Source organism: Streptomyces sp. NPDC054961, assembly GCF_053609145.1.
In genome coordinates, this window is the sequence record NZ_JBSGWY010000005.1 from 158,102 (window position 1) to 177,683 (window position 19,582).

19 protein-coding genes are annotated in these 19,582 nt (G+C 71.5%); 7 read left to right on the forward strand and 12 right to left on the reverse strand.

Annotated elements, in window-relative coordinates; translation table 11 throughout:
• Positions 1-186 precede the first annotated feature (186 nt).
• The 5 genes from ACWF9Z_RS07800 (at position 187) to ACWF9Z_RS07820 (ending at position 4,514) form a co-directional block, all read left to right on the forward strand.
• Positions 187-1,203: an ABC transporter ATP-binding protein gene (locus tag ACWF9Z_RS07800; protein ID WP_453598572.1), complete on the forward strand. Its 1,017-nt coding sequence runs from the start codon at positions 187-189 to the stop codon at positions 1,201-1,203.
• The gene (locus ACWF9Z_RS07805; RefSeq protein ID WP_453598574.1) at positions 1,193-2,080 is read left to right on the forward strand and encodes an ABC transporter permease subunit; all 888 of its coding nucleotides are present in this window, start codon (positions 1,193-1,195) and stop codon (positions 2,078-2,080) included. The genes ACWF9Z_RS07800 and ACWF9Z_RS07805 overlap by 11 nt, the downstream gene beginning before the upstream one ends.
• Positions 2,077-2,988 carry an ABC transporter ATP-binding protein gene (locus tag ACWF9Z_RS07810; protein WP_453598577.1) on the forward strand — a complete coding sequence of 304 codons (912 nt, stop codon included), beginning with the start codon at positions 2,077-2,079 and terminating at the stop codon, positions 2,986-2,988. The genes ACWF9Z_RS07805 and ACWF9Z_RS07810 overlap by 4 nt, the downstream gene beginning before the upstream one ends.
• 14 nt (positions 2,989-3,002) lie before the next feature.
• On the forward strand, positions 3,003-3,722 hold the full coding sequence (locus ACWF9Z_RS07815) for an ABC transporter permease (RefSeq protein ID WP_453598580.1): 720 nt from the start codon (positions 3,003-3,005) through the stop codon (positions 3,720-3,722).
• Between the two features lie 132 nt (positions 3,723-3,854).
• Entirely contained in the window at positions 3,855-4,514 is a 660-nt protein-coding gene (locus tag ACWF9Z_RS07820) for a rhomboid-like protein (RefSeq protein ID WP_453598582.1), read from the forward strand.
• Here the strand turns inward: ACWF9Z_RS07820 and ACWF9Z_RS07825 are convergent, their stop codons facing one another.
• A complete protein-coding gene (locus ACWF9Z_RS07825) occupies positions 4,515-5,159 on the reverse strand; it encodes a response regulator (RefSeq protein WP_453598585.1) in 645 nt (214 codons plus the stop codon).
• Positions 5,160-5,169: 10 nt separating this feature from the next.
• Complete coding sequence (locus ACWF9Z_RS07830; protein ID WP_453598588.1) at positions 5,170-6,144, reverse strand: sensor histidine kinase; 975 nt, start codon at positions 6,142-6,144, stop codon at positions 5,170-5,172.
• A gap of 195 nt (positions 6,145-6,339) precedes the next feature.
• Between ACWF9Z_RS07830 and ACWF9Z_RS07835 the strand changes: the two genes are divergently transcribed.
• Positions 6,340-6,918 carry a hypothetical protein gene (locus ACWF9Z_RS07835; RefSeq protein ID WP_453598591.1) on the forward strand — a complete coding sequence of 193 codons (579 nt, stop codon included), beginning with the start codon at positions 6,340-6,342 and terminating at the stop codon, positions 6,916-6,918.
• Positions 6,919-7,059: 141 nt separating this feature from the next.
• Here the strand turns inward: ACWF9Z_RS07835 and ACWF9Z_RS07840 are convergent, their stop codons facing one another.
• From ACWF9Z_RS07840 to ACWF9Z_RS07880, 9 genes are all read right to left on the reverse strand, one after another.
• On the reverse strand, positions 7,060-7,872 hold the full coding sequence (locus ACWF9Z_RS07840; RefSeq protein WP_453598593.1) for an HAD family hydrolase: 813 nt from the start codon (positions 7,870-7,872) through the stop codon (positions 7,060-7,062).
• Positions 7,869-9,146 (reverse strand): serine--tRNA ligase, encoded by a 1,278-nt coding sequence (gene serS / locus ACWF9Z_RS07845; protein ID WP_453598596.1) that lies wholly within the window; start codon positions 9,144-9,146, stop codon positions 7,869-7,871. Before serS ends, ACWF9Z_RS07840 begins: the two co-directional genes overlap by 4 nt.
• Before the next feature lie 527 nt (positions 9,147-9,673).
• Positions 9,674-10,609, reverse strand: a complete 936-nt coding sequence (gene pheA / locus ACWF9Z_RS07850) for a prephenate dehydratase (RefSeq protein ID WP_453598599.1) — start codon at positions 10,607-10,609, stop codon at positions 9,674-9,676.
• A gap of 41 nt (positions 10,610-10,650) precedes the next feature.
• Positions 10,651-11,949, reverse strand: coding sequence for an iron uptake transporter deferrochelatase/peroxidase subunit (gene efeB, locus ACWF9Z_RS07855; RefSeq protein ID WP_453598602.1), 1,299 nt, complete (start codon positions 11,947-11,949; stop codon positions 10,651-10,653).
• A gap of 5 nt (positions 11,950-11,954) precedes the next feature.
• A complete protein-coding gene (locus ACWF9Z_RS07860) occupies positions 11,955-14,018 on the reverse strand; it encodes a copper resistance CopC/CopD family protein (protein ID WP_453598605.1) in 2,064 nt (687 codons plus the stop codon).
• Positions 14,019-14,041: 23 nt separating this feature from the next.
• Positions 14,042-14,560 carry a copper chaperone PCu(A)C gene (locus ACWF9Z_RS07865; protein ID WP_453598608.1) on the reverse strand — a complete coding sequence of 173 codons (519 nt, stop codon included), beginning with the start codon at positions 14,558-14,560 and terminating at the stop codon, positions 14,042-14,044.
• The gene (locus ACWF9Z_RS07870) at positions 14,557-15,210 is read right to left on the reverse strand and encodes an SCO family protein (RefSeq protein WP_453598611.1); all 654 of its coding nucleotides are present in this window, start codon (positions 15,208-15,210) and stop codon (positions 14,557-14,559) included. Before ACWF9Z_RS07870 ends, ACWF9Z_RS07865 begins: the two co-directional genes overlap by 4 nt.
• Before the next feature lie 85 nt (positions 15,211-15,295).
• Positions 15,296-16,018 (reverse strand): YcnI family copper-binding membrane protein, encoded by a 723-nt coding sequence (locus ACWF9Z_RS07875; protein WP_453598614.1) that lies wholly within the window; start codon positions 16,016-16,018, stop codon positions 15,296-15,298.
• Between the two features lie 110 nt (positions 16,019-16,128).
• The gene (locus tag ACWF9Z_RS07880) at positions 16,129-16,980 is read right to left on the reverse strand and encodes a hypothetical protein (protein WP_453598616.1); all 852 of its coding nucleotides are present in this window, start codon (positions 16,978-16,980) and stop codon (positions 16,129-16,131) included.
• 260 nt (positions 16,981-17,240) lie between these two features.
• On the opposite strand from ACWF9Z_RS07880, the gene ACWF9Z_RS07885 reads away from it, so the two are divergent.
• Positions 17,241-17,699 (forward strand): ATP-binding protein, encoded by a 459-nt coding sequence (locus ACWF9Z_RS07885; RefSeq protein WP_453598619.1) that lies wholly within the window; start codon positions 17,241-17,243, stop codon positions 17,697-17,699.
• Positions 17,700-17,838: 139 nt separating this feature from the next.
• Here ACWF9Z_RS07885 and ACWF9Z_RS07890 read toward each other — a convergent pair whose 3' ends face one another.
• On the reverse strand, positions 17,839-19,305 hold the full coding sequence (locus tag ACWF9Z_RS07890) for an aminopeptidase P family protein (RefSeq protein WP_453598622.1): 1,467 nt from the start codon (positions 19,303-19,305) through the stop codon (positions 17,839-17,841).
• Positions 19,306-19,582: the final 277 nt, after the last annotated feature.

The window sequence follows — 19,582 nt, forward strand, 5'->3', positions numbered from 1 at the left end:
ACACTGATGAATGTGACAATGACCGGAGATCACGTCAAGGCCCGTGCACGCACCTGTGGACAAACTTGTCCGGTGCGCGTCAGCCTGGAGTCAGCCTTGTGTCAGGGTCCGTAGTCCTGAAGGCGGAGGGAGGATCGGGCTTCAGGTCTGACGATCCGGGCCCGGACCGCCACTAACGTCGTTCCCGTGACTGTCATCGCGACCGAAAGCCTGAGCAAGCGGTACCCCCGAGTGACCGCCCTCGACCGGCTCTCCCTGGACATCGGGCCCGGCGTTACCGGGCTCGTGGGCGCCAACGGAGCCGGCAAGTCCACGCTGATCAAGATTCTGCTGGGACTCTCCCCCGCCACCGAGGGCACCGCCGCCGTGCTCGGACTCGACGTCGCCACCCATGGCAGCGCGATCCGCGAGCGCGTCGGCTACATGCCCGAGCACGACTGCCTGCCCCCCGACGTCTCGGCCACCGAGTTCGTCGTGCACATGGCGCGCATGTCCGGGCTCCCGCCGACCGCCGCGCGCGAGCGCACCGCGGACACCCTGCGCCACGTCGGGCTGTACGAGGAGCGCTACCGCCCCATCGGCGGCTACTCCACCGGCATGAAGCAGCGCGTCAAACTCGCGCAGGCGCTCGTCCACGACCCCCAGCTGGTGCTCCTCGACGAGCCCACCAACGGGCTCGACCCGGTGGGCCGCGACGAGATGCTGGGACTGATCCGCCGCGTCTACACCGACTTCGGCATCTCGGTCCTGGTCACCTCCCACCTGCTCGGCGAGCTGGAGCGGACCTGCGACCACGTCGTGGTCGTCGACGGCGGCAAGCTGCTGCGCTCCAGCTCCACCAGCGATTTCACGCAGACCACCGCGACCCTCGCGGTCGAGGTCACCGACTCCGACGCGCACCCGGACGGCGCCGCCGCCCTGCGCAAGGCGCTCACCGGTGCGGGCGTCGTTCTGCACGCCGGTGAGGAGGCGGGGCTGCCCGGAGCCGGTCACATCCTCCTGGTCGAGGCGAACGGCGAGGCGACGTACGACATCGTCCGCGACACCGTCGCCGACCTCGGCATCGGCCTGGTCCGCATGGAGCAGCGACGCCACCACATCGCGGAGGTCTTCCGCGACAGCGACCAGCAGGCCGCCCAGGCGGCGCGGGCCGCAGCCCTGTACGCCACCCAGCAGAAGGGAGCCGGTTCCGATGGCGCCTGACACCTCGACCCAGATCCACAACATCGGCTACCGGTCCTACGACGGCCCCCGGCTCGGCCGCGCCTACGCCCGCAAGTCGCTGTTCTCGCAGTCCCTGCGCGGCGCCTACGGACTCGGCCGCTCGGCCAAGTCCAAGGTGCTGCCGATGCTCCTCTTCGCGGTGATGTGCGTGCCCGCGCTGATCCTCGTCGCGGTCGCCATCGCGGTCCCCGGCTCCACCGACCTGCCGATCAAGTACACGACGTACGCGCTGACCACCCAGGTGATCATCGGCCTCTACCTCGCCTCGCAGGCGCCCCAGTCGGTCTCCCGGGACCTGCGGTTCAAGACCGTTCCCCTCTACTTCTCGCGGCCGATCGAGCGCGGGGACTACGTGGTCGCCAAGTTCGCGGCCATGGCCTCGGCCCTCTTCGTCCTCACCGCGACGCCGCTGGTGATCATGTACATCGGTTCGCTGCTCGCCAAGTTCGACTTCGGCGACCAGACCAAGGGATTCGGGCAGGGACTGGTGTCCGTACTGCTGCTGTCGCTGCTTTTCTCCGGCCTCGGCCTGATCATGGCCGCGCTCACCCCGCGCCGCGGTTTCGGCGTCGCCGCCATCATCGCCGTGCTCCTGATCCCCTACGGCGCGGTGACGGCCGTCCAGGGCATCGCCTACAACACCGGTTCGACCGGAGTCGTCGAATGGCTGGGGCTGTTCTCCCCGATCAGCCTCATCGACGGATTCCAGGCCGCCTTCCTCGGCGCGACCTCCGCCTTCCCCGGCCAGGAGGCCCCGTCGGCCGCAGCCGGCGTCGTCTACCTGCTCGTCATCCTCGGCCTGATCGCCGGCTCCTACGCCGCCCTGATGGCCCGCTACCGGAAGGCCGGGCTGTGACCATCATCGACATCGACCACACCTCCCGCTGGTTCGGGAACGTCGTCGCCGTCAACGACGTGACCATGCGCGTCGGTCCCGGCGTCACGGGCCTGCTCGGTCCCAACGGCGCGGGCAAGTCCACCCTGATCAACATGATGGGCGGTTTCCTCGCGCCCTCCACGGGCACCGTCACCCTCGACGGCGCGCCGATCTGGCGCAACGAGCAGGTCTACCGGCAGATCGGCGTCGTGCCCGAGCGCGAGGCCATGTACGACTTCCTCACCGGCAAGGAGTTCGTCGTCGCCAACGCCGAGCTGCACGGTCTCGACGAGATCGCGGCCCAGCGGGCCCTGGCCACCGTCGAGATGGAGTACGCGCAGGACCGTAAGATCTCCACCTACTCCAAGGGCATGCGCCAGCGCGTGAAGATGGCCTCCGCCCTGGTCCACGAACCGTCCGTGCTCCTGCTCGACGAGCCGTTCAACGGCATGGACCCGCGCCAGCGCATGCAGCTCATGGACCTGCTGCGGCGGATGGGCGACGACGGCCGCACCGTGCTGTTCTCCTCGCACATCCTGGAGGAGGTCGAGCAGCTCGCCTCCCACATCGAGGTGGTCGTCGCCGGCCGGCACGCGGCCTCCGGAGACTTCCGCAAGATCCGTCGTCTGATGACGGACCGCCCGCACCGCTACCTCGTCCGCTCCTCCGACGACCGGGCCCTTGCCGCGGCTCTGATCGCCGACCCGTCCACCGCCGGGATCGAGGTCGACCTCAAGGAGGGCGCGCTGCGCATCCAGGCCGTCGACTTCGGGCGCTTCACCGAGCTGCTGCCGCGGGTCGCCCGCGCGCAGGGCATCCGGCTGCTGACGGTCTCGCCTTCCGACGAGTCCCTCGAGTCGGTCTTCTCCTACCTCGTCACGGCCTGAAGGAGCTGGCACCCATGTACAACCCCACCGTTGCCCGGCTCACCTACCGGGCCCTGCTCGGCCGGCGCCGCGCGCTGATCCTCTGCGCGCTGCCCGCCCTGCTGATCGTCATCTCCATCGCCGTCCGCGCCTTCACGGGCCTGGACGACAAGGTCGCGGCCGACCTCCTCGGAGGGTTCGCCCTGGCCACCATGGTTCCGCTGATCGGGGTCATCGCCGGAACCGGCGCCATCGGACCGGAGATCGACGACGGCTCGATCGTCTACCTGCTCTCCAAGCCGGTGAAGCGTCCGACGATCATCATGACCAAGCTGACCGTCGCGATCGCCGTCACCATGGTCTTCTCCGCGATCCCCACCCTGATCGCCGGCTACATCCTCAACGGCAACGGCCAGCAGATCGCCGTCGCCTACACCGTGGCCGCCCTCATCGCGTCGGTCGCCTACAGCGCGCTGTTCCTGCTGCTGGGCACGGTCAGCCGGCACGCGGTCGTGTTCGGCCTCGTCTACGCGCTGATCTGGGAATCGCTCTTCGGCAGCCTGGTCGACGGAGCCAAGACCCTCAGTGTCCAGCAGTGGTCCCTGGCCCTGGCGCAGAAGATCGCGGGCGAGGGCTACGTGGACGCCACCGTCGGGCTGCCCACCGCCGTGATCCTGCTCGTCGCGGTCACCGTCGGCGCCACCGTCTACGCCGGACAGAGGCTCCGCCGCCTCACCCTGGCGGGCGAGGAGTAGGGTCCACGCCCGCCCCTCCGCCTCCCGGTCGGTGCCCCGGCCGGCTTCTGGACGCGGATGTTTCACGTGAAACAGTGCCCCGCCCGGCCCACCGGCCAGGCGGGGCACAGGTTCGCGCGGCATCATCGGGACATGATCGAGCACAGGGAGCCCGAGCCGTCCAGGCCCGTCTGGTCCTGGATACGCTCCGCGCCCGGCACCCACATATGGATGCTGATCATCGCCCTCACCAGCGTGGTGGTCGTGATCGTGCCCGACCACCTCGAACACGTCCTGCTCCACCGCAACAGCAGTAACATCCACGAGCTCGCCCGCCACCCCGTACGGGCCCTGCTCAGCAGCGCCTTCTGGATCGAGAGCCCGTCCTCGCTCCCCCTCTACGTGGTGCTCTTCGAGGTCTTCCAGGCCAACGTCGAACGCTGGCTCGGCACCGTGCGCTGGCTCTTCGTCATCGCGACCGGTCACATCACGGCCACCCTCATCAGCCAGAAGCTGGTCCTGATGGCCATCGAGGACCACCGCGCTCCGCGCAGCATGGTCCACGTCGTCGACATCGGCGTCAGCTACGGCCTCGCGACCGCCGTCGGCGTGCTGACCTACCGCCTGCCCGGCCCCTGGCGCTGGCTCTACCTGGCCGGCTGCGTGGCCTTCTTCGGCCTACCGCTCACCACCGAAGGCACCTTCACCGACCTCGGCCATGCCATCGCGCTCGCCGTCGGCCTGCTGGCCTGGCCGATGACCCGGCATCCGCGCCCGCGCCGGACCGCCGCGCATGTTTCACGTGAAACATGATCAGGACGAGTCCGGCCCCACCACCCCGTGCTCCCAGGCCCAGGTGGCGATCCCCACCCGATTGCGGACCCCCAGCTTCGCCTGCACATTGGCGACGTGCGTCTTGGCGGTCCCCGCGCTGATGAAGAGCCCGGCTCCGATCTCCGCGTTCGTGTGCCCCTTCGCCACCAGCCGTACGATCTCCACCTCGCGCTCCGTCAACGGATGCGCCACCCGCGGCGCGATCGGGCGCTCCTGAGCCGGCCGGCTCAGCAGCCGCACCGTGATCTGCGGGCTGATCAGGGTGTCCCCGGCCATGGCCGCCCGCACCCCCTCGATCAGCAGCGCCGGCCCCGACCGCTTCAGCAGGAAACCGCAGGCACCCTCGCGCAGCGCGGTGTGCACGTACGCGTCCAGATCGAAGGTGGTCACCACCACCACCCGGGTCTCGGACGCCAGCAGCCGGGTCACCTCCAGCCCGTCGAGCAGCGGCATCCGGATGTCCGTCAGTACCACGTCCGGTCGCAGCTCCCGGGCCAGCGCCACCGCGCTCCGGCCGTCCGCCGCCTCCCCCACCACGGTCATGTCGGGCTGTGAATCGAGGATCAGCCGGAAACCGCTGCGGATGTCCTCTTGGTCGTCGGCTATCAGGATGCGTGTGGTCACGCCGACATGATCACCCCTCGAGGCGCCCCGCCGCCGGGAAGACGGCGCGAATCCGCCAGCCCCCGGCCTCGTCAGGACCCGCCTCCAGCGTGCCGTCCGCCGCCTCCACGCGCTCCCGCAGCCCCACGAGCCCGGTACCCCCGGCGTAGGTGCGCCGGCCCAGCAGTGTCCGGGCCGTGCGCGGTGGCGCGCTGTTCGCCACGCTCAGTTCGGTCCCCGCCCCCACCCGCCGCACGACCACGCGTACGGTCCGTGCGCCCGGGGCATGACGGCGTACGTTGGTGAGCGCCTCCACCGCCACCCGGTACGCCGTCGTGTCCGCCTCCCGCGACAACCCGTCCAGCGCCCGTTCGTCAGCCTCCAGCACCCCGCCCTCGAACCGGCCCACCAGCTCCGGCAGGTGTGCGAGCCCCAAGGCCCGGGCCGTCGGACCGCCGTCCCCCTCGCGCAGCGCGTGCACCGTCCGGTCCATCGACGCGAGCGCGTTCAACCCCGCCGTCTCGATCCGCTCCAGCGCCAGGACGGCCTGACGCGGATCGCTGTCCGCCACGAACCGGGCCGCCTGCGCCTGCACCACGATCGCGCTCACGTCGTGCGCGACGTAGTCGTGCAGGTCCCGGGCCAGTTCCAGCTGCTGGTCCCGGCGCGCGTCGAGAACCGCGCGCCGCGCCCGGTCCGCCTGACGGCGCAGGAACGCCCCGGCGCCGGCCGCTGCCAGCGCGGGCGCCGCCCAGAACGCCGCCGCCCCCGCTGCCTGGAGCCACGCACCGAGGCCCGCGCCCCGGTCCAGCACCAGCGGTACGGGCCACAGTGCGACCGCCGCGCCGCCCACCGCGCAGGCGGTCACGGCGCTGCGTACGGGAGACCAGCGGGCCGTCAGGGCCATCAGCGGCAGCAGCACCCCCAGCGCCCCCGCGAGCGTCCACGCCCCGGGAGCCCGCAGGGCGGAGCAGACGAGGGACACCAGGGCGGCAGAGAGCAGCAAAGGGGCATACGGCGCACGCGATTTCAAGGACACCCGTCCGACCCTACGAGTCCCGCGGGCCGCCGGACATCTGCCGATCGGCAGAGGGGGCCGGGCCGGGCGGCCCGCCGAACGTGCTGATCGGCGGATGGTTCGCGGGGAGTCCGAGGACGAGTCTGGAGGCATCAACCGACGCCTCCTGAAACGGACTCGACGATGACCGCCACCGCCACCGCCACCTCCGCCACCACTGGGACCCGCGGCCCGCTCCCCACGGGCGCCACCGCTCCCGCCACCGGTGTCTCCCGCCCGCTCCGCTGGATCGCCAAGGGCGCCGCGCTCACCCTGCTGCCGAGCGGCCTGTGGCGCGTAGGGATCGCCTTCGGCATCCCGTCCGGCTTCAAGGAGGGGGACCTGCTGCACGCCGACAACTTCCCCGGTCCGACGTCCTTCTACCTGATCGGACTGAGCATCTTCGCCGAATGCGTGGGCCTGCTCAGCCTCGGTCTCGTCCAGCGCTGGGGCGAGGTGATGCCGCACTGGGTGCCGCTGCTCGGGGGCCGGCGGATCCCTCCGCTCGCGGCCGTACTGCCGGCGGCCCTCGGAGCCGCGGCCGTCACCCTCATCACCGTCCACGGCGCGTTGCGCTGGGACGCCGCCATGGCCGGCCCGACCGCCCCCACGGGGGTCGCGTACGGGGTGATGACCGCCGCCTACGCGCCCCTGGTGCTCTGGGGGCCCCTGCTCGCGATCGTCACCGTCGCCTACTGGCGTCGGCGCCGGACTCAGCGCTGACGTACGGAAATTCACTGGTACGCGGCGTGCGCCGGGGGCAGAGTGATGCGTGCGGGGAGCAACAAGAAGGTCCGGAACAGCCACTTCGAGCGCGCCTCGCGGCGCGGGCTGTTCCGGACCTTTCCCTGTGTCTTCTTCCGGTTACGCGGCGCCCAGCAGACGTTCCAGGACCACCGCGATGCCGTCCTGTTCGTTGGACGTGGTCACCTCGTCGGCGACCGCCTTCAGCTCCGCGTGGGCGTTGGCCATCGCCACCCCGTGCGCGGCCCAGCCGAACATCGGAATGTCATTGGGCATGTCGCCGAAGGCGATCGTCTCGGCCGCCTTCACGCCCAGCCGACGCGCGGCCAGCGAGAGGCCGGTGGCCTTGCTGAGCCCCAGCGGCAGGATCTCCACGATGCCCGGACCCGCCATGACGATGCCGACCAGGTTGCCCACGGTCTGCCGGGCCACCTCGACGAGGGCGTCCTCGTCGAGGTCGGGGTGCTGGATGTACAGCTTGTTCAGCGGCTCCGTCCAGACGTCGGCGGTGTCCTCCAGGTAGATCGCCGGAAGCCCCTCGTGCACCTGGTAGCCCGGGCCGAACAGCACCTCGCCGTCGACTCCGTCCCGGCTGGCGGCCAGTGCCAGCGGACCCACCTCGGCCTCGATCTTCTCCAGCGCGAGGGCGGCCAGTTTCCGGTCGAGGGTCACCGAGGTCAGCAGCCGGTGCGCGCCCGCGTCGTAGACCTGCGCGCCCTGACCGCAGACCGCGATGCCCTTGTAGCCGAGGTCGTCGAGGATGTGCCGGGTCCACGGCACGGCGCGGCCCGTGACGACGATGTGCGCCGCACCCGCCGCGGTGGCCGCGACGAGTGCCTCACGGGTGCGTTCGGAGACGGTGTCGTCGCCGCGCAGCAGCGTGCCGTCGAGATCGGTCGCGACGAGCTTGTACGGGAACGGGGCCGCGCTCACTTGGCGATCGGCTCCAGGAATTCACGGCCGCCCAGATAGGGACGCAGGACCGGGGGCACCCGGACCGTGCCGTCGGCCTGCTGGTGGTTCTCCAGGATCGCGACGATCGTGCGCGGGACGGCGCACAGCGTGCCGTTCAGCGTGGACAGCGGAGCGGTCTTCTTGCCGTCGCGGTAGCGGATCGACAGGCGGCGGGCCTGGAAGCCGTCACAGTTCGAGGCGGAGGTCAGCTCGCGGTACTTGCCCTGGGTGGGGATCCACGCCTCGCAGTCGAACTTGCGGGAGGCGGAGGAGCCCAGGTCGCCGGTGGCGACGTCGATCACCTGGAAGGGCAGTTCGAGGCTGGTCAGCCACTGCTTCTCCCACTCGAGGAGACGCTGGTGCTCGGCCTCGGCCTCTTCCGGCGCGACGTACGAGAACATCTCGACCTTGTCGAACTGGTGCACGCGGAAGATGCCGCGGGTGTCCTTGCCGTACGTGCCGGCCTCGCGGCGGAAGCACGGGGAGAAGCCGGCGTAGCGCAGCGGCAGCTTGTCCGCGTCGATGATCTCGTCCATGTGGTACGCGGCGAGCGGTACCTCGGAGGTGCCGACCAGGTAGTAGTCGTCCTTCTCCAGGTGGTAGACGTTCTCCGCGGCCTGGCCGAGGAAGCCGGTGCCCTCCATGGCGCGCGGACGGACCAGCGCCGGGGTGAGCATCGGGATGAAGCCGGCCTCGGTGGCCTGGGCGATGGCGGCGTTGACGAGCGCGAGCTCGAGCAGGGCGCCGACGCCGGTCAGGTAGTAGAAGCGCGAGCCCGACACCTTGGCGCCGCGCTCGACGTCGATGGCGCCGAGGGACTCGCCGAGCTCCAGGTGGTCCTTGGGCTCGAAGCCCTCGGCGGCGAAGTCGCGGATGGTGCCGTGGGTCTCGAGGACGGTGAAGTCCTCCTCGCCGCCGACGGGCACGTCAGTGTGGACGATGTTGCTGAGCTGGAGGAGCAGCTGCTTGGCGGCTTCGTCCGCCTCGTTCTGCTCGGCCTCGGCCGCCTTGACGTCCTGCTTGAGCTGGTCGGCCTTCTTCAGCAGCTCGCTCCGCTCCTCCGGAGAGGCCTTCGGGACGAGCTTGCCGAGCGACTTCTGCTCATTGCGCAGTTCGTCGAATCGCATGCCGGAGGACCTGCGGCGCTCGTCTGCGGAGAGCAGGGCGTCGACGAGTGCGACGTCCTCTCCACGGGCGCGCTGCGAGGCGCGGACACGGTCAGGGTCTTCACGGAGCAGCCGGAGGTCAATCACCCCTCCAGGCTACCGGCCCGGGCTTCCAGGGATCACACCGATATCACGCTGCGTGTCACTATGTCCTAATTGCGGCGAATGGAAAACTTCCGGCGGGCGGCCGGAAGTGACCCCTCCCCGGAGGCCGATAAACCGGGTCCATTCCCCGAAAAGGGGCGTGGCCCCGGCGCCCGGTCGGCCGTCTGAGCAGGGTCGCAGGCCCTTCTTTGTCCACAGGAATTCCCCACCGGGGCGGCTTATCCACAGGCTGTGCGCTGCATCTGTGGACACAGGAATAGATCAATCCCGCCCGGAGAGCGCCCAGGCTCAATCAGGGTTCAAACCACCCTCACACACTCATTCGGGTGGGAATGACTCGCCCCAAAGAGTTGATCGGCGATGTGGGGGTGACGCCGTTCACCTTCCGCTCTCCAGCGCGAAACCTGTGCCGCCCGACCGATTTGTCGACCTTGTCGCGCTGCTCTGTCGACTTGTCCCCAGGCCTGCCCCTCTACCTGTGGATAACTCTGTGGATAGTGGACGGAGCCCTACGGGCGGCCGTCGAGGCAGCGGGTCAGCCAGTCCGAGGCAGCCGTGAAATCGCCGTCCGAGGTCCCCGGGCGGGCGGCCTGGACCTCACCCTGCGCGACACCGGCGCGCGGATACGAGCCGAGGAAGCGGATCTGCGGGCAGGTCCGCTTGAGGCCCATGAGGGCCTCGCCGACCCGGCGGTCGGAGATGTGTCCCTCGGCGTCGACGGCGAAGCAGTAGTTGCCGATGCCCTCGCCGGTCGGGCGGGACTGGATCAGCATCAGGTTCACCCCGCGGACGGCGAACTCCTGGAGCAGCTCCAGCAGCGCACCGGGGCGGTCGTCCCCCAGCCACAGCACGACGGAGGTCTTGTCGGCTCCGGTCGGCGCGGCCGGCCGGGCGGGCCGGCCGACGAGCACGAAGCGGGTCTCCGCGTTCTGGGCGTCGTGGATCTCGGTGACCAGGGGGACCAGCCCGTAGGTGGCGGCCGCGAACTCGCCCGCGAAGGCGGCGTCGAAGCGGCCCTCCTGGACCAGCCGGGCCCCGTCGGCGTTGGAGGCGGCCGACTCCCAGAGCGCGTCGGGCAGGTTCGACCGCAGCCAGTTGCGCACCTGCGGCTGGGCGACCGGGTGACCGGTGACGGTCTTGACGTCCGACAGCGCGGTCCCCGGCCGCACCAGCAGTGCGAACGCGATCGGGAGCAGCACCTCACGGTAGATCATCAGGGGGACACCGGAGGCCAGCTCGTCGAGGGTCGAGGTGACCCCGCCCTCCACCGAGTTCTCGATCGGCACGAGCGCCGCCGCGGCCTCGCCGTTGCGCACGGCGTCCAGCGCGGCCGGGACCGAGACCATCGGGACGAGCTCCCGGGTGGCGGCTTCGGGCAGAGTGCGGAGGGCGGCTTCGGTGAACGTGCCCTCGGGACCGAGATAGGTGAAGCGGGTGGCCGACATGCGATCAGCCTAGTGCCGGGCCCGCGACGCCACAGAGCTGTTCATCCCTCGAGCAGCCGCTGCCCCACGTACTCCCCGGCGCGAGCTCCGGGCGGCACCGCGTACAGGCCGCTGGACTCGTGCCGGATGAACTCCGACAGGGCGTCGCCGCGGTCGAGCTTGCGCTGCACGGGGACGAAACCGCGCATCGGGTCGGCCTGCCAGCAGATGAAGAGGAGTCCCGCGTCGGGTGTGCCGTCGGAAACCGTCCCGTCGTGGAAGGAGAAGGGACGGCGGAGCATGGCCGCCCCGCCGTTCTGCGCGGGAGCGGAGATCCGGGCATGGGCGTTCGAGGGGATGACCGGCTTGCCGTCGGCGCCCCTCTGGTCGAGCTTCATCGCGGTGGTCTCGCCGCCGCCGGTCAGCGGGGCACCGGTGGCCTTCGTACGGCCGATGACCTGCTCCTGCTGGGCGAGTGACTGCTGGTCCCAGTGGTCGAGGAGCATACGGATCCGGCGTACGACGGCGTACGAGCCCCCCACCATCCAGGCGTGCTCGGCGGGCACCGTGCCCTGTACGAAGATCCGCTGGTCGAAATCGGCTTCGGTGGGCTTCGGATTGTTCGTCCCGTCCACCTGGCCCATGAGGTTGCGGGCGGTCATCGGGGTGGAGGTGGCGCCGGGAGACCGGTTGAAGCCGTTCATCTGCCAGCGCGGGCGCGCGGCGTCCCCGGCGTCCTTCTGCAGGGCGCGCAGCGCGTGGAAGGCGACCAGCCCGTCGTCGGCGCCGATCTGGACCCACAGGTCGCCGTTGCTGCGCTGGGGGTCGAGCCGGTCCGAGGAGAAGTCCGGCAGCGGGTCGAGCGCGGCGGGACGGCGGTCGGTCAGCCCGGTGCGTTCGAAGAAGGAGTGGCCGAAGCCGAAGGTGATGGTGAGGGAGGACGGTCCGGAGTCGAGGGCGATCCCGCTGTCGGCGGTCGGCGCGGCCTCGCCGGCCGTCAGCAGACGGGCGGTGTCGGACCAGCGGCGCATCAGGGCGGCGGCCTCGGTACGGCCGGCCCCGGGCGCCAGATCGAAGGCCAGGACGTGGCCCTTGGCCTGGAGGGGGGTGGTGATGCCGGCCTGGTGGTCCCCCTCGAAGGCGACCCGCGTGGCTCCGAGGGTGGCGGGGCCACCGGCGGCGCCGCCCGCACCGGCCGTCCCGGAGCCGGCGACCGAGGAGTGCACGAGGGCCCCGCCGGTGGCGCCGAGGGCGAGCCCGGCGGCGCCCGCGGCGCCGACGGTGCCCAGCAGGCGGCGCCGGGAGATCTCGATCTCGGGGCGGCCCGTGGTGCTCTCGGTGGTCTCGCTGTTCTGGGTCACGCTGGTCAGCCGATCTTCACGTTCTTCTGCACGGTCGTCTGGTCGGTGTCGGAGGTGCGGACGGTCACGTCGATCCGCCAGTCGCCCGTCAGCGGCAGCTGGACGCCCGACGCGCTCCAGTGTCCGGGAGCGGCGAGCTCGGGGAGGACCGGCAGCGGGCCGATGTCCTTGGCCTCGAGGGTGAAGGAGACCTTGATCTCGGGCAGCTCGAACGGCTTGCCGTCGGGGGTCTCGGCCCACACGTGGAGGGTGTTCGCACCGACGCGGCCCGGGTCCAGCTGGACCCTGACCGAGCCCTTGCCGTTCTGGCCGCCGGTGTCGAAGGGCAGCGTGATCTTCACCGCGCGGTCGGGAACGGCGGCGGCGTTCGAACCGCTGCTGATCTCCAGCTCCGCGGCGCGGCCGGGCTCGGTGCTGGTGAGGAGGGTGGTGACGGCCAGCAGCACCACGGCGACGCCCGTCTCGGCGAGTACGGACCGGCGCAGGCCCACGCGCTCCGGGTCGGCGTCGCGTGCCTGCTTCTCCCGGGCGCTGCGCCGGGCGGCTCCCTGGCGGGCGAGCTGGGCGGCGCGCTCGGGGTCGGCGGTCGATGTTTCACGTGAAACAACGCCCGAAGCGCCGACGGTGGCGGTGGCGGTGGCGGTGGCGGTGGCGGTGGCCGTGGCCGAGGTCTTCGCCGTCGCCGTGGCTTCGGTCGTGACCGGCTGCCCGACCGCGGCCGCCCCGCCGAGCCGCGCGGTCCACTTCCGTGAGACGGAGGCGATGGCGACCAGGACGGCGACCAGACCGAGCTTGACGAGCAGGAGCCGCCCGTAGTCCGTCCCGGTGAGGGCGGACCAGCTGCCGACCTGGCGCCAGGACTGGTAGGCGCCGGTGGCGGCGAGCGTGATGACGCTGACGAAGGCGACGGTGGAGAAGCGCCGGATGGCCTCGCGCTCGAGCCCGGGAACCTTGTGGAGGGCCACGAGCAGCGCGGTGAGTCCGCCCAGCCAGGTCGCCACGGCCAGCAGGTGCAGGATGTCGAGGGGCATGGCGAGGCCGGGCTGGACGCCGGTGGAGGCGTGCTCGGACAGCGCCCAGGTGGCGGCGATACCGGCGGCTACGACCGTCCCGCCGATGGCGAGGCCGAAGAGGAGGTCGCTCTCCTCCTTGGCCTCCTCCCTCGTGGCGTCCGCGGCGTCCGTCGCGTCCGAGGCGTCCACGGCACCGGCGGTGGTGGCGGCTTCCGCGCCCCCGTCGCCCCGGTGGCGCCGGGCGTACGAGCCGAACAGGACGGTGATGAAGAGCGCGGCGGCGCCGAGGAGCAGCAGCCGCGAGACCAGCGAGGCGCCGGACTTGGTCTCCAGCACCGCCCTCAGCCCGGCGAGGTCGAAGGCGTCGGAGAAGTTCCCGGACCCCGTGTACGGGTTGCGGAGCAGCAGCATCGCGAGGGTGGCCACGGTGAGCGTGACCCAGGCCCGGACGACCAGCTTCTGCATCGGCCGCTCGGCGGCGCCCCGGCGCCAGCACAGCAGGATGAAGGCGGCGGCGCCGACCAGGACGGCGAACCCGGCGTAGGCGGCGTAGCGCGCGATGTCGTAGGCGAGGGCCACGGGCCCGTCGCCCGCGGTCTGCTCGGGCAACGAGACCGCGGTCTCGGAAGGGGCTCCGACGGAGAAGGTGAAGGCACCGGCGACGGGGTGGCTGTCGGCGGATATGGCCTGCCAGGCGACCGTGTAGGTGCCGTCCGGCAGTCCGGGGCGCAGGGCGGTGCCGTAGCGGATGGTGTTCCCGCTGCAGAGGTCGCGCAGTTCGCCGGTGTCGACGCGCTTGCCCTGCGGGTCCAGGACGCGGATGGAGTCGCCGTTCATGGCGACCCCCTCCGAGAAGGAGAGGGTGACCTGGGCGGGCGCCGTGGCGACCACCGCCCCGTCCTTGGGGTCGCTCGCGGTCAGTGCTGCGTGCGCCGAGGCCGGGGCGGCCGCGGTGAACAAGGCTGCCAGCAGGGCTGCGAGGACCAGCGTGAGCCGCGGCAGGAGTGCCGTGGCGCGCACGCGGGCCGCGGATGGGGCGGGGGCGGTGGCCGTCATGGCGTGATCAGTCCCTCGGTCCGTCAGTGATCGTTGGAGTTCGGTGCCTTGTACGTACGCTCCTTGACGTCCAGCTCGACCCTGACGGGGCCGGACTTCTCGAAGCGCAGCTCGACGGTGACCTTGTCGCCGACCTTGGGGGTGCTCTTCAGCCCCATGAACATGACGTGGCTGCCGCCGCGTTCCAGCTTCAGCTCACCGTTCGCGGGCACGTCCATGGACTGCACCTGCTGCATCTTCTGATCCTTGGTCTCGTGGATCTGGAGATCGTCGGAGAGCGGGCTCGTGACGCCGGTCAGCTTGTCCGCGGTCTTGGAGCCGTTCTTGATGACCATGAACGCGCCGGCCATCTTGTCGTTGACGGGCTCGGGCATGTAGCCGCCGCTGACCGTCAGCTCCGGCTTGGCCGCGGAGTCGGCGGAAGCGGCGCCGGCGCCGGAGCCGCCGGCCGCGTCCTTGTCGTCCGAGGAGCAGCCGGATATGCCGAGCACTGCCGTCAGGGAGAGGGCGACGGCGAGGGTGCGGGTGGTGCGGGCGTTCACGGGTTCTCTCCCTTGAGGATCTTCGGCAGGTCCTTGGTGTAGTCGTCGACGGTGGCGCTCTCCCCGTAGAGGAGGTACCCCTCGTCGTTCTTGGGCGAGAACGCGATGACCTGGGCGCCGTGCATGGAGACGACGTTGCCGTTGGCGTCCGTCGTGGCGGCCTCGATACCGATGCCGAGCGCGCGCGCGCCGGCCTGGATGGTGGCGAAGTCGCCGGTCAGCCCGACGAACGCCGGGTCCTGGCCCTTGAGCCACGCGCCGAGGGCTTCGGGAGTGTCCCGGTCGGGGTCGGTGGTGACGAAGACGACCTGGAGCTTGTCCCGGTCGGCCTGGGGGAGCGCCTTCTTGGCGACGGCGATGTTGCTCATCGTCAGGGGGCACACGTCGGGGCAGTTGGTGTAGCCGAAGTAGATGAGCGTCGGCTTGCCCTTGGTCTGCTCGCGCAGGCTCCACGGCTTGCCGGTGGTGTCCGTGAGGACGAGATCCGGCTTTTCGAAGGGGCGGTCGAGCACGGTCGCGGAGCCGGCCTTGGCCAGGCCTCCGCTGATCTGGGTGACGTTGCCGGGCTTGGCCGGCTCGTTACCGCAGGAGGTGAGGGCGAGGGCGGTCGCCGCCACGAGGGCGGCGACCGTCACACGTGTGGTGCGCATGGGAATGTCCCTGGGATCGGGGGTGGTACGGGTGGATCGGTGGCCCGGCCGCGCCGGTGGGCGGGCCGGGCACGGGACCGGAAGGTCAGGAGGTGCGGCGGCGCGAGGCGACGCCGAAGGCCACGCCACCGAGTCCGATCACGATGCCGGCGACGCCGAGGACCCGCGCGGTCGTGTCGGAGCCGCTCTTGGCGGCCTGGTCGTGGCCATCCTTGTGGTCGGCGGCGCCGTTCTTGTCGCCGTCCGCCTTCGTGGCGTCGTCGTGGTGGTCGGCCTCCGCCGGGGCGGTGGTCAGCTTCAGGACGGGCGCCGGGTTCGCCGGTTCGGCGGCGCCTTCCTTGGCCTCCTCGATCCAGCGGACGACCTCGCCGTTGTCGTAGGTCTGGATCGCCTTGAAGACCATCTTGTCGGCGTTGTCGGGCAGCTTGCCGAGGGACAGCGGGAACTGCTGGAACTTGCCGGCCTCGATCTTGCCGCCCGACCAGGTCACCTTGGTGACGGCCTCGTTGATCTGCTTGCCGTGCACGGTGAGCGGCTTGTCGAGCTTGCCCTTCTCCACGGTCACGGTCCAGCCGGGAACGTCCTGCGGCATGACGGAGGACAGCGGCTGGTCCGCCGGGAAGGTGACCTCGAGCTGGGTGGTGGAGGCGTTGTCGCGCTCGTTGGGAACCTTGAAGTTGATCGTGGCGTAGCCGCCCTTGACGGCCTCGCCGGGCTGCACGCCGACGTGGGCGAAGGCGGTCCCGGAGAAGACGAGGACGGTACCGGCGGCAAGGGCGGCGGCGAAGGAGACGCGAGAGGTCTTCATGGCAGAAACACTCCACGGAAGCTGGGGTGACGGTGGCTCCGCGCGCGGCGCGCGCGGAGTGCACGGCACCGGTGCTCCCGGTGTGTGTGCCGGGGAGGAGGGGTGCCGCGTCAGGCTGCGAGGGCGAGCGCCGTGGGCGGCCCGCGCCTGATCACCGTGTGCTGGAGCGCGTCCCGGCCGGTGGGTACGCCGGATCCGGCGGCGGCCCGGGCCGCGCGGGGGGTACGGGCCGGCGCGCCCGCGAGCCCGGCGCCGAGAGCCCGTACGTAGGCCAGCGCGGCGCGCAGGGGGCGTACCGGACCGGCTTCGGTGGAGAGCCGGGACAGTTCGACGAGCCGGAACAGCGCGGCGTCGCCGCGGCCGAGCAGCCAGCCGGCGGCGAGCGCGGCCAGCAGGTGGCCGATCAGCATGGCCGGGCTGAACAGGCCGGCCAGGTCGTTGGCCGGTTCCACGAGGCCCTGCCCCATGTGGGCGTGCGCCAGCTGGCCCATGGCCGGCTGCCCCGGTGCCAACTGCCCCTGTGCCTGGGCCTGCGCGGCCAGGGCGACCGGGTCCAGTCCGGCGCTCTCCAGGATCCGCCGGGCATCGGCCGGGGCCAGCGGGACGGAGTTGCCCCCGCACACCAGCTGGGCGGCGAGGGCCGCGAGCGAGCTGTCGGCGCTGGGAGCGCCGCCCGCCGGGAGCGTGGCGCCGTGCTGGCCGAGGGCGAACAGCGAGTGCAGCGCGAGCTGTCCGCCGGCCAGGCCGGCGGCGATGCCGGGGAGCCGGTGACGGCGTCCGGCGAGCGGGGCCGCGACCGCGAGGACGACGAGGAAACCCGCGCAGAGGGACCACCAGGGCACGGTGGCGCAGGAGGCCAGTGCGTGCCCGACCGCGGACAGCACGACACAGACCGCGGTGAACACCGCGGCCCGGATCAGCCTGAGGCCGGGTCCGGCCTGCGTCGCGTGGGGGGCAGTCATGGCCGGGCCATCATCGCACTGGGCTTAGGCGCTTCATACGGCAGGTGCGCATGATGCCTTGCGTTCCCGCGCACGGATGCCGCGGCCGGGGCGCCGGGCGGTGGCCCGCGCGGGAGCGGGTACCGGCCGGGTCAACAGGGCCCATATCGTCTCAAATGCCTCCGCATACACCGGAGGCCGGGAGCGCCACATCGGCCGAACGAGGGCTCTGTGGGCCTTTGGGGGCTTACACCCCGTCGCGGGAGGCAATACGTAACCGTATGAGCATCTGGTGGTCTCTCCACTTGAGGCGCGAAGCAGCGAGCGTGCCCCTTGCCAGACGGCTGCTGTTGGGGACGATGGAGACCGCGGGGGTGGACCCGGACATCTCCTTCGATCTCTCGGTGGCGCTGAGCGAGGCATGCGCGAACGCCGTGGAACACGGCGGCCGCACGGTCGCGTCGCGCGGCTCCGACGCGCAGGACGCCGGGGCGTACCACGTCACGGCCTATCTGGACGGGGACCGTTGCCGCATCGAGGTCAGCGATTCGGGTCCCGGGTTCCCGGCCGCGACGGTGGCGCGCCGCAGACCCTCCCTGGCCGAGAGCGGCCGGGGCCTGCACCTGATCGCTGAGCTCTCCGACCACGTCCGTTTCCGCAACCGGCCGGGCTGCGGAGCCGTGGTGAGCTTCGACAAGATGCTGAAGTGGCGGGACGACTCGCTGCTGAAGGCCTCGTAGCCGCGCCGGCCCGTGCGGGGACGCGTCGGCCCGTACGTGAACGCGCCCGTGGTCAGGCGGAGGTGGACGCGCCGATGGGCGGGACCCGTGGAGGGTCCCGCCCATCGGCGTGCCCGAGCCGGGCGTCGGGCGAGCGGCGTCAGCCCTTGAGCCGCGCCATCCACGCCTCGACGTCGTCGGAGGTGCGGGGCAGTCCGGCCGACAGGTTCCGGTTGCCGTCCTCGGTGACGAGGATGTCGTCCTCGATCCGGACGCCGATGCCGCGGTACTCCTCCGGCACCGTCAGATCGTCGGCCTGGAAGTACAGGCCCGGCTCGACGGTCAGGCACATGCCCGGCTCCAGCGTGCCGTCCACGTACGCCTCGGTGCGCGCGGCGGCGCAGTCGTGGACGTCCATGCCGAGCATGTGGCCGGTGCCGTGCAGGGTCCAGCGGCGCTGCAGGCCGAGCTCGACGACCCGCTCGACCGGGCCCTCCAGCAGGCCCCACTCGACGAGCTTCTCGGCGAGCACGTACTGCGAGGCGTCGTGGAAGTCGCGGAACTTCGCACCCGGCTTGACGGCGGCGATGCCGGCTTCCTGAGAGGCGTGGACCGCGTCGTAGATCTTGCGCTGGATGTCGGTGTACGTGCCGCTGATGGGCAGCGTGCGCGTGACGTCCGCGGTGTAGAGGGTGTGGGTCTCCACGCCGGCGTCGAGCAGCAGCAGGTCGCCGGAGCGGACGTCGCCGTCGTTGCGCACCCAGTGCAGGGTGGTGGCGTGCGGGCCGGCGGCGCAGATGGAGCCGTAGCCGACGTCGTTGCCCTCGACGCGGGCGCGCAGGAAGAAGGTGCCCTCGATGTAGCGCTCGGAGGTGGCCTCGGCCTTGTCGAGCACCTTCACGACGTCCTCGAAACCGCGGACGGTGGAGTCGACGGCCTTCTGCAGCTCGCCGATCTCGAACGCGTCCTTCACGACGCGGGCCTCGGAGAGGTAGACGCGCAGCTCCGCGTCGCGCTCCTTGGTGACCTTGTCGGTCAGGGCCGCCTCGATGACGGTGTCGTGGCCGCGCAGGCTCCGGACCGGGCCCTCGGCCTCGGCCAGCTCGTCGGCGAGCTCGCGCACGTCCTTGGCCGGGAGGCCCAGCAGCTGCTCGGCCTCGGTGAGGGAGTGGCGGCGGCCGACCCACAGCTCGCCGTTGCCGGAGAGCCAGAACTCGCCGTTCTCGCGGTTGGAGCGGGGCAGCAGGTAGATGCTGGCCGTGTGGCCGGTCTCCCCCGTGGGCTCGAGGACGAGCACGCCGTTCTCGGTCTGGTCACCGGTGAGGTACGCGTACTCGGTGGAGGCGCGGAAGGCGTACTCGCAGTCGTTCGCGCGGGTCTTCAGCCGGCCGGCGGGGATGACCAGGCGCTCGCCGGGGAAGCGCGCGGACAGCGCGGCGCGGCGGGCGGCGGTGTGCGCGGCCTGGGCGATCGGCTGCAGGCCGTGCAGCTCGGTGTCGGCCCAGCCGGTGCGCATGCTCTCGGCGAGTTCCTCGCTGACGCCCGGGTACAGCCCGTTCTTGCGCTGCTTGTGCTTCTTCTTGGGCTGCTCTTCTTCCGGGGTCTCCGGGGTGAGCTCGTCAGCCACGTCTTCTCCTCAGTACGACGGACACGGACCGGGTATGGACCTCAGCCATCGTATGTGTGAGCGGAAGCAGTGCGGCGAGCTATGTGACAAACAAGTCAAAACGGACCACGCCCGGCCAGGTGCCGGACCGGCACCGGAAGCGGGCGGCCCGTCGTCCGGAGGCCGGGGGGGGGGGGGGGGGCCCCCGCCCCCCCGCCCCCCCCGCCCCCCGGCGGGGCGGGCAGGGGGGGGGGGGGCCCGCCCCGAATAGCACGCGGCCCCCCCCCCCCCCCCCCCG

Excerpts from the sequence above, each read along its gene's own strand:
- ACWF9Z_RS07805 (WP_453598574.1), top strand. The coding sequence starts at position 1,193 with ATGGCGCCTGACACCTCGACCCAGATCCACAACATCGGCTACCGGTCC.
- ACWF9Z_RS07875 (WP_453598614.1), bottom strand. The coding sequence starts at position 16,018 with ATGAAGACCTCTCGCGTCTCCTTCGCCGCCGCCCTTGCCGCCGGTACC.
- ACWF9Z_RS07880 (WP_453598616.1), bottom strand. The coding sequence starts at position 16,980 with ATGACTGCCCCCCACGCGACGCAGGCCGGACCCGGCCTCAGGCTGATC.
- ACWF9Z_RS07860 (WP_453598605.1), bottom strand. The coding sequence starts at position 14,018 with ATGACGGCCACCGCCCCCGCCCCATCCGCGGCCCGCGTGCGCGCCACG.
- ACWF9Z_RS07835 (WP_453598591.1), top strand. The coding sequence starts at position 6,340 with ATGACCGCCACCGCCACCGCCACCTCCGCCACCACTGGGACCCGCGGC.
- ACWF9Z_RS07815 (WP_453598580.1), top strand. The coding sequence starts at position 3,003 with ATGTACAACCCCACCGTTGCCCGGCTCACCTACCGGGCCCTGCTCGGC.
- pheA (WP_453598599.1), bottom strand. The coding sequence starts at position 10,609 with ATGTCGGCCACCCGCTTCACCTATCTCGGTCCCGAGGGCACGTTCACC.
- ACWF9Z_RS07885 (WP_453598619.1), top strand. The coding sequence starts at position 17,241 with ATGAGCATCTGGTGGTCTCTCCACTTGAGGCGCGAAGCAGCGAGCGTG.
- ACWF9Z_RS07870 (WP_453598611.1), bottom strand. The coding sequence starts at position 15,210 with ATGCGCACCACACGTGTGACGGTCGCCGCCCTCGTGGCGGCGACCGCC.
- ACWF9Z_RS07820 (WP_453598582.1), top strand. The coding sequence starts at position 3,855 with ATGATCGAGCACAGGGAGCCCGAGCCGTCCAGGCCCGTCTGGTCCTGG.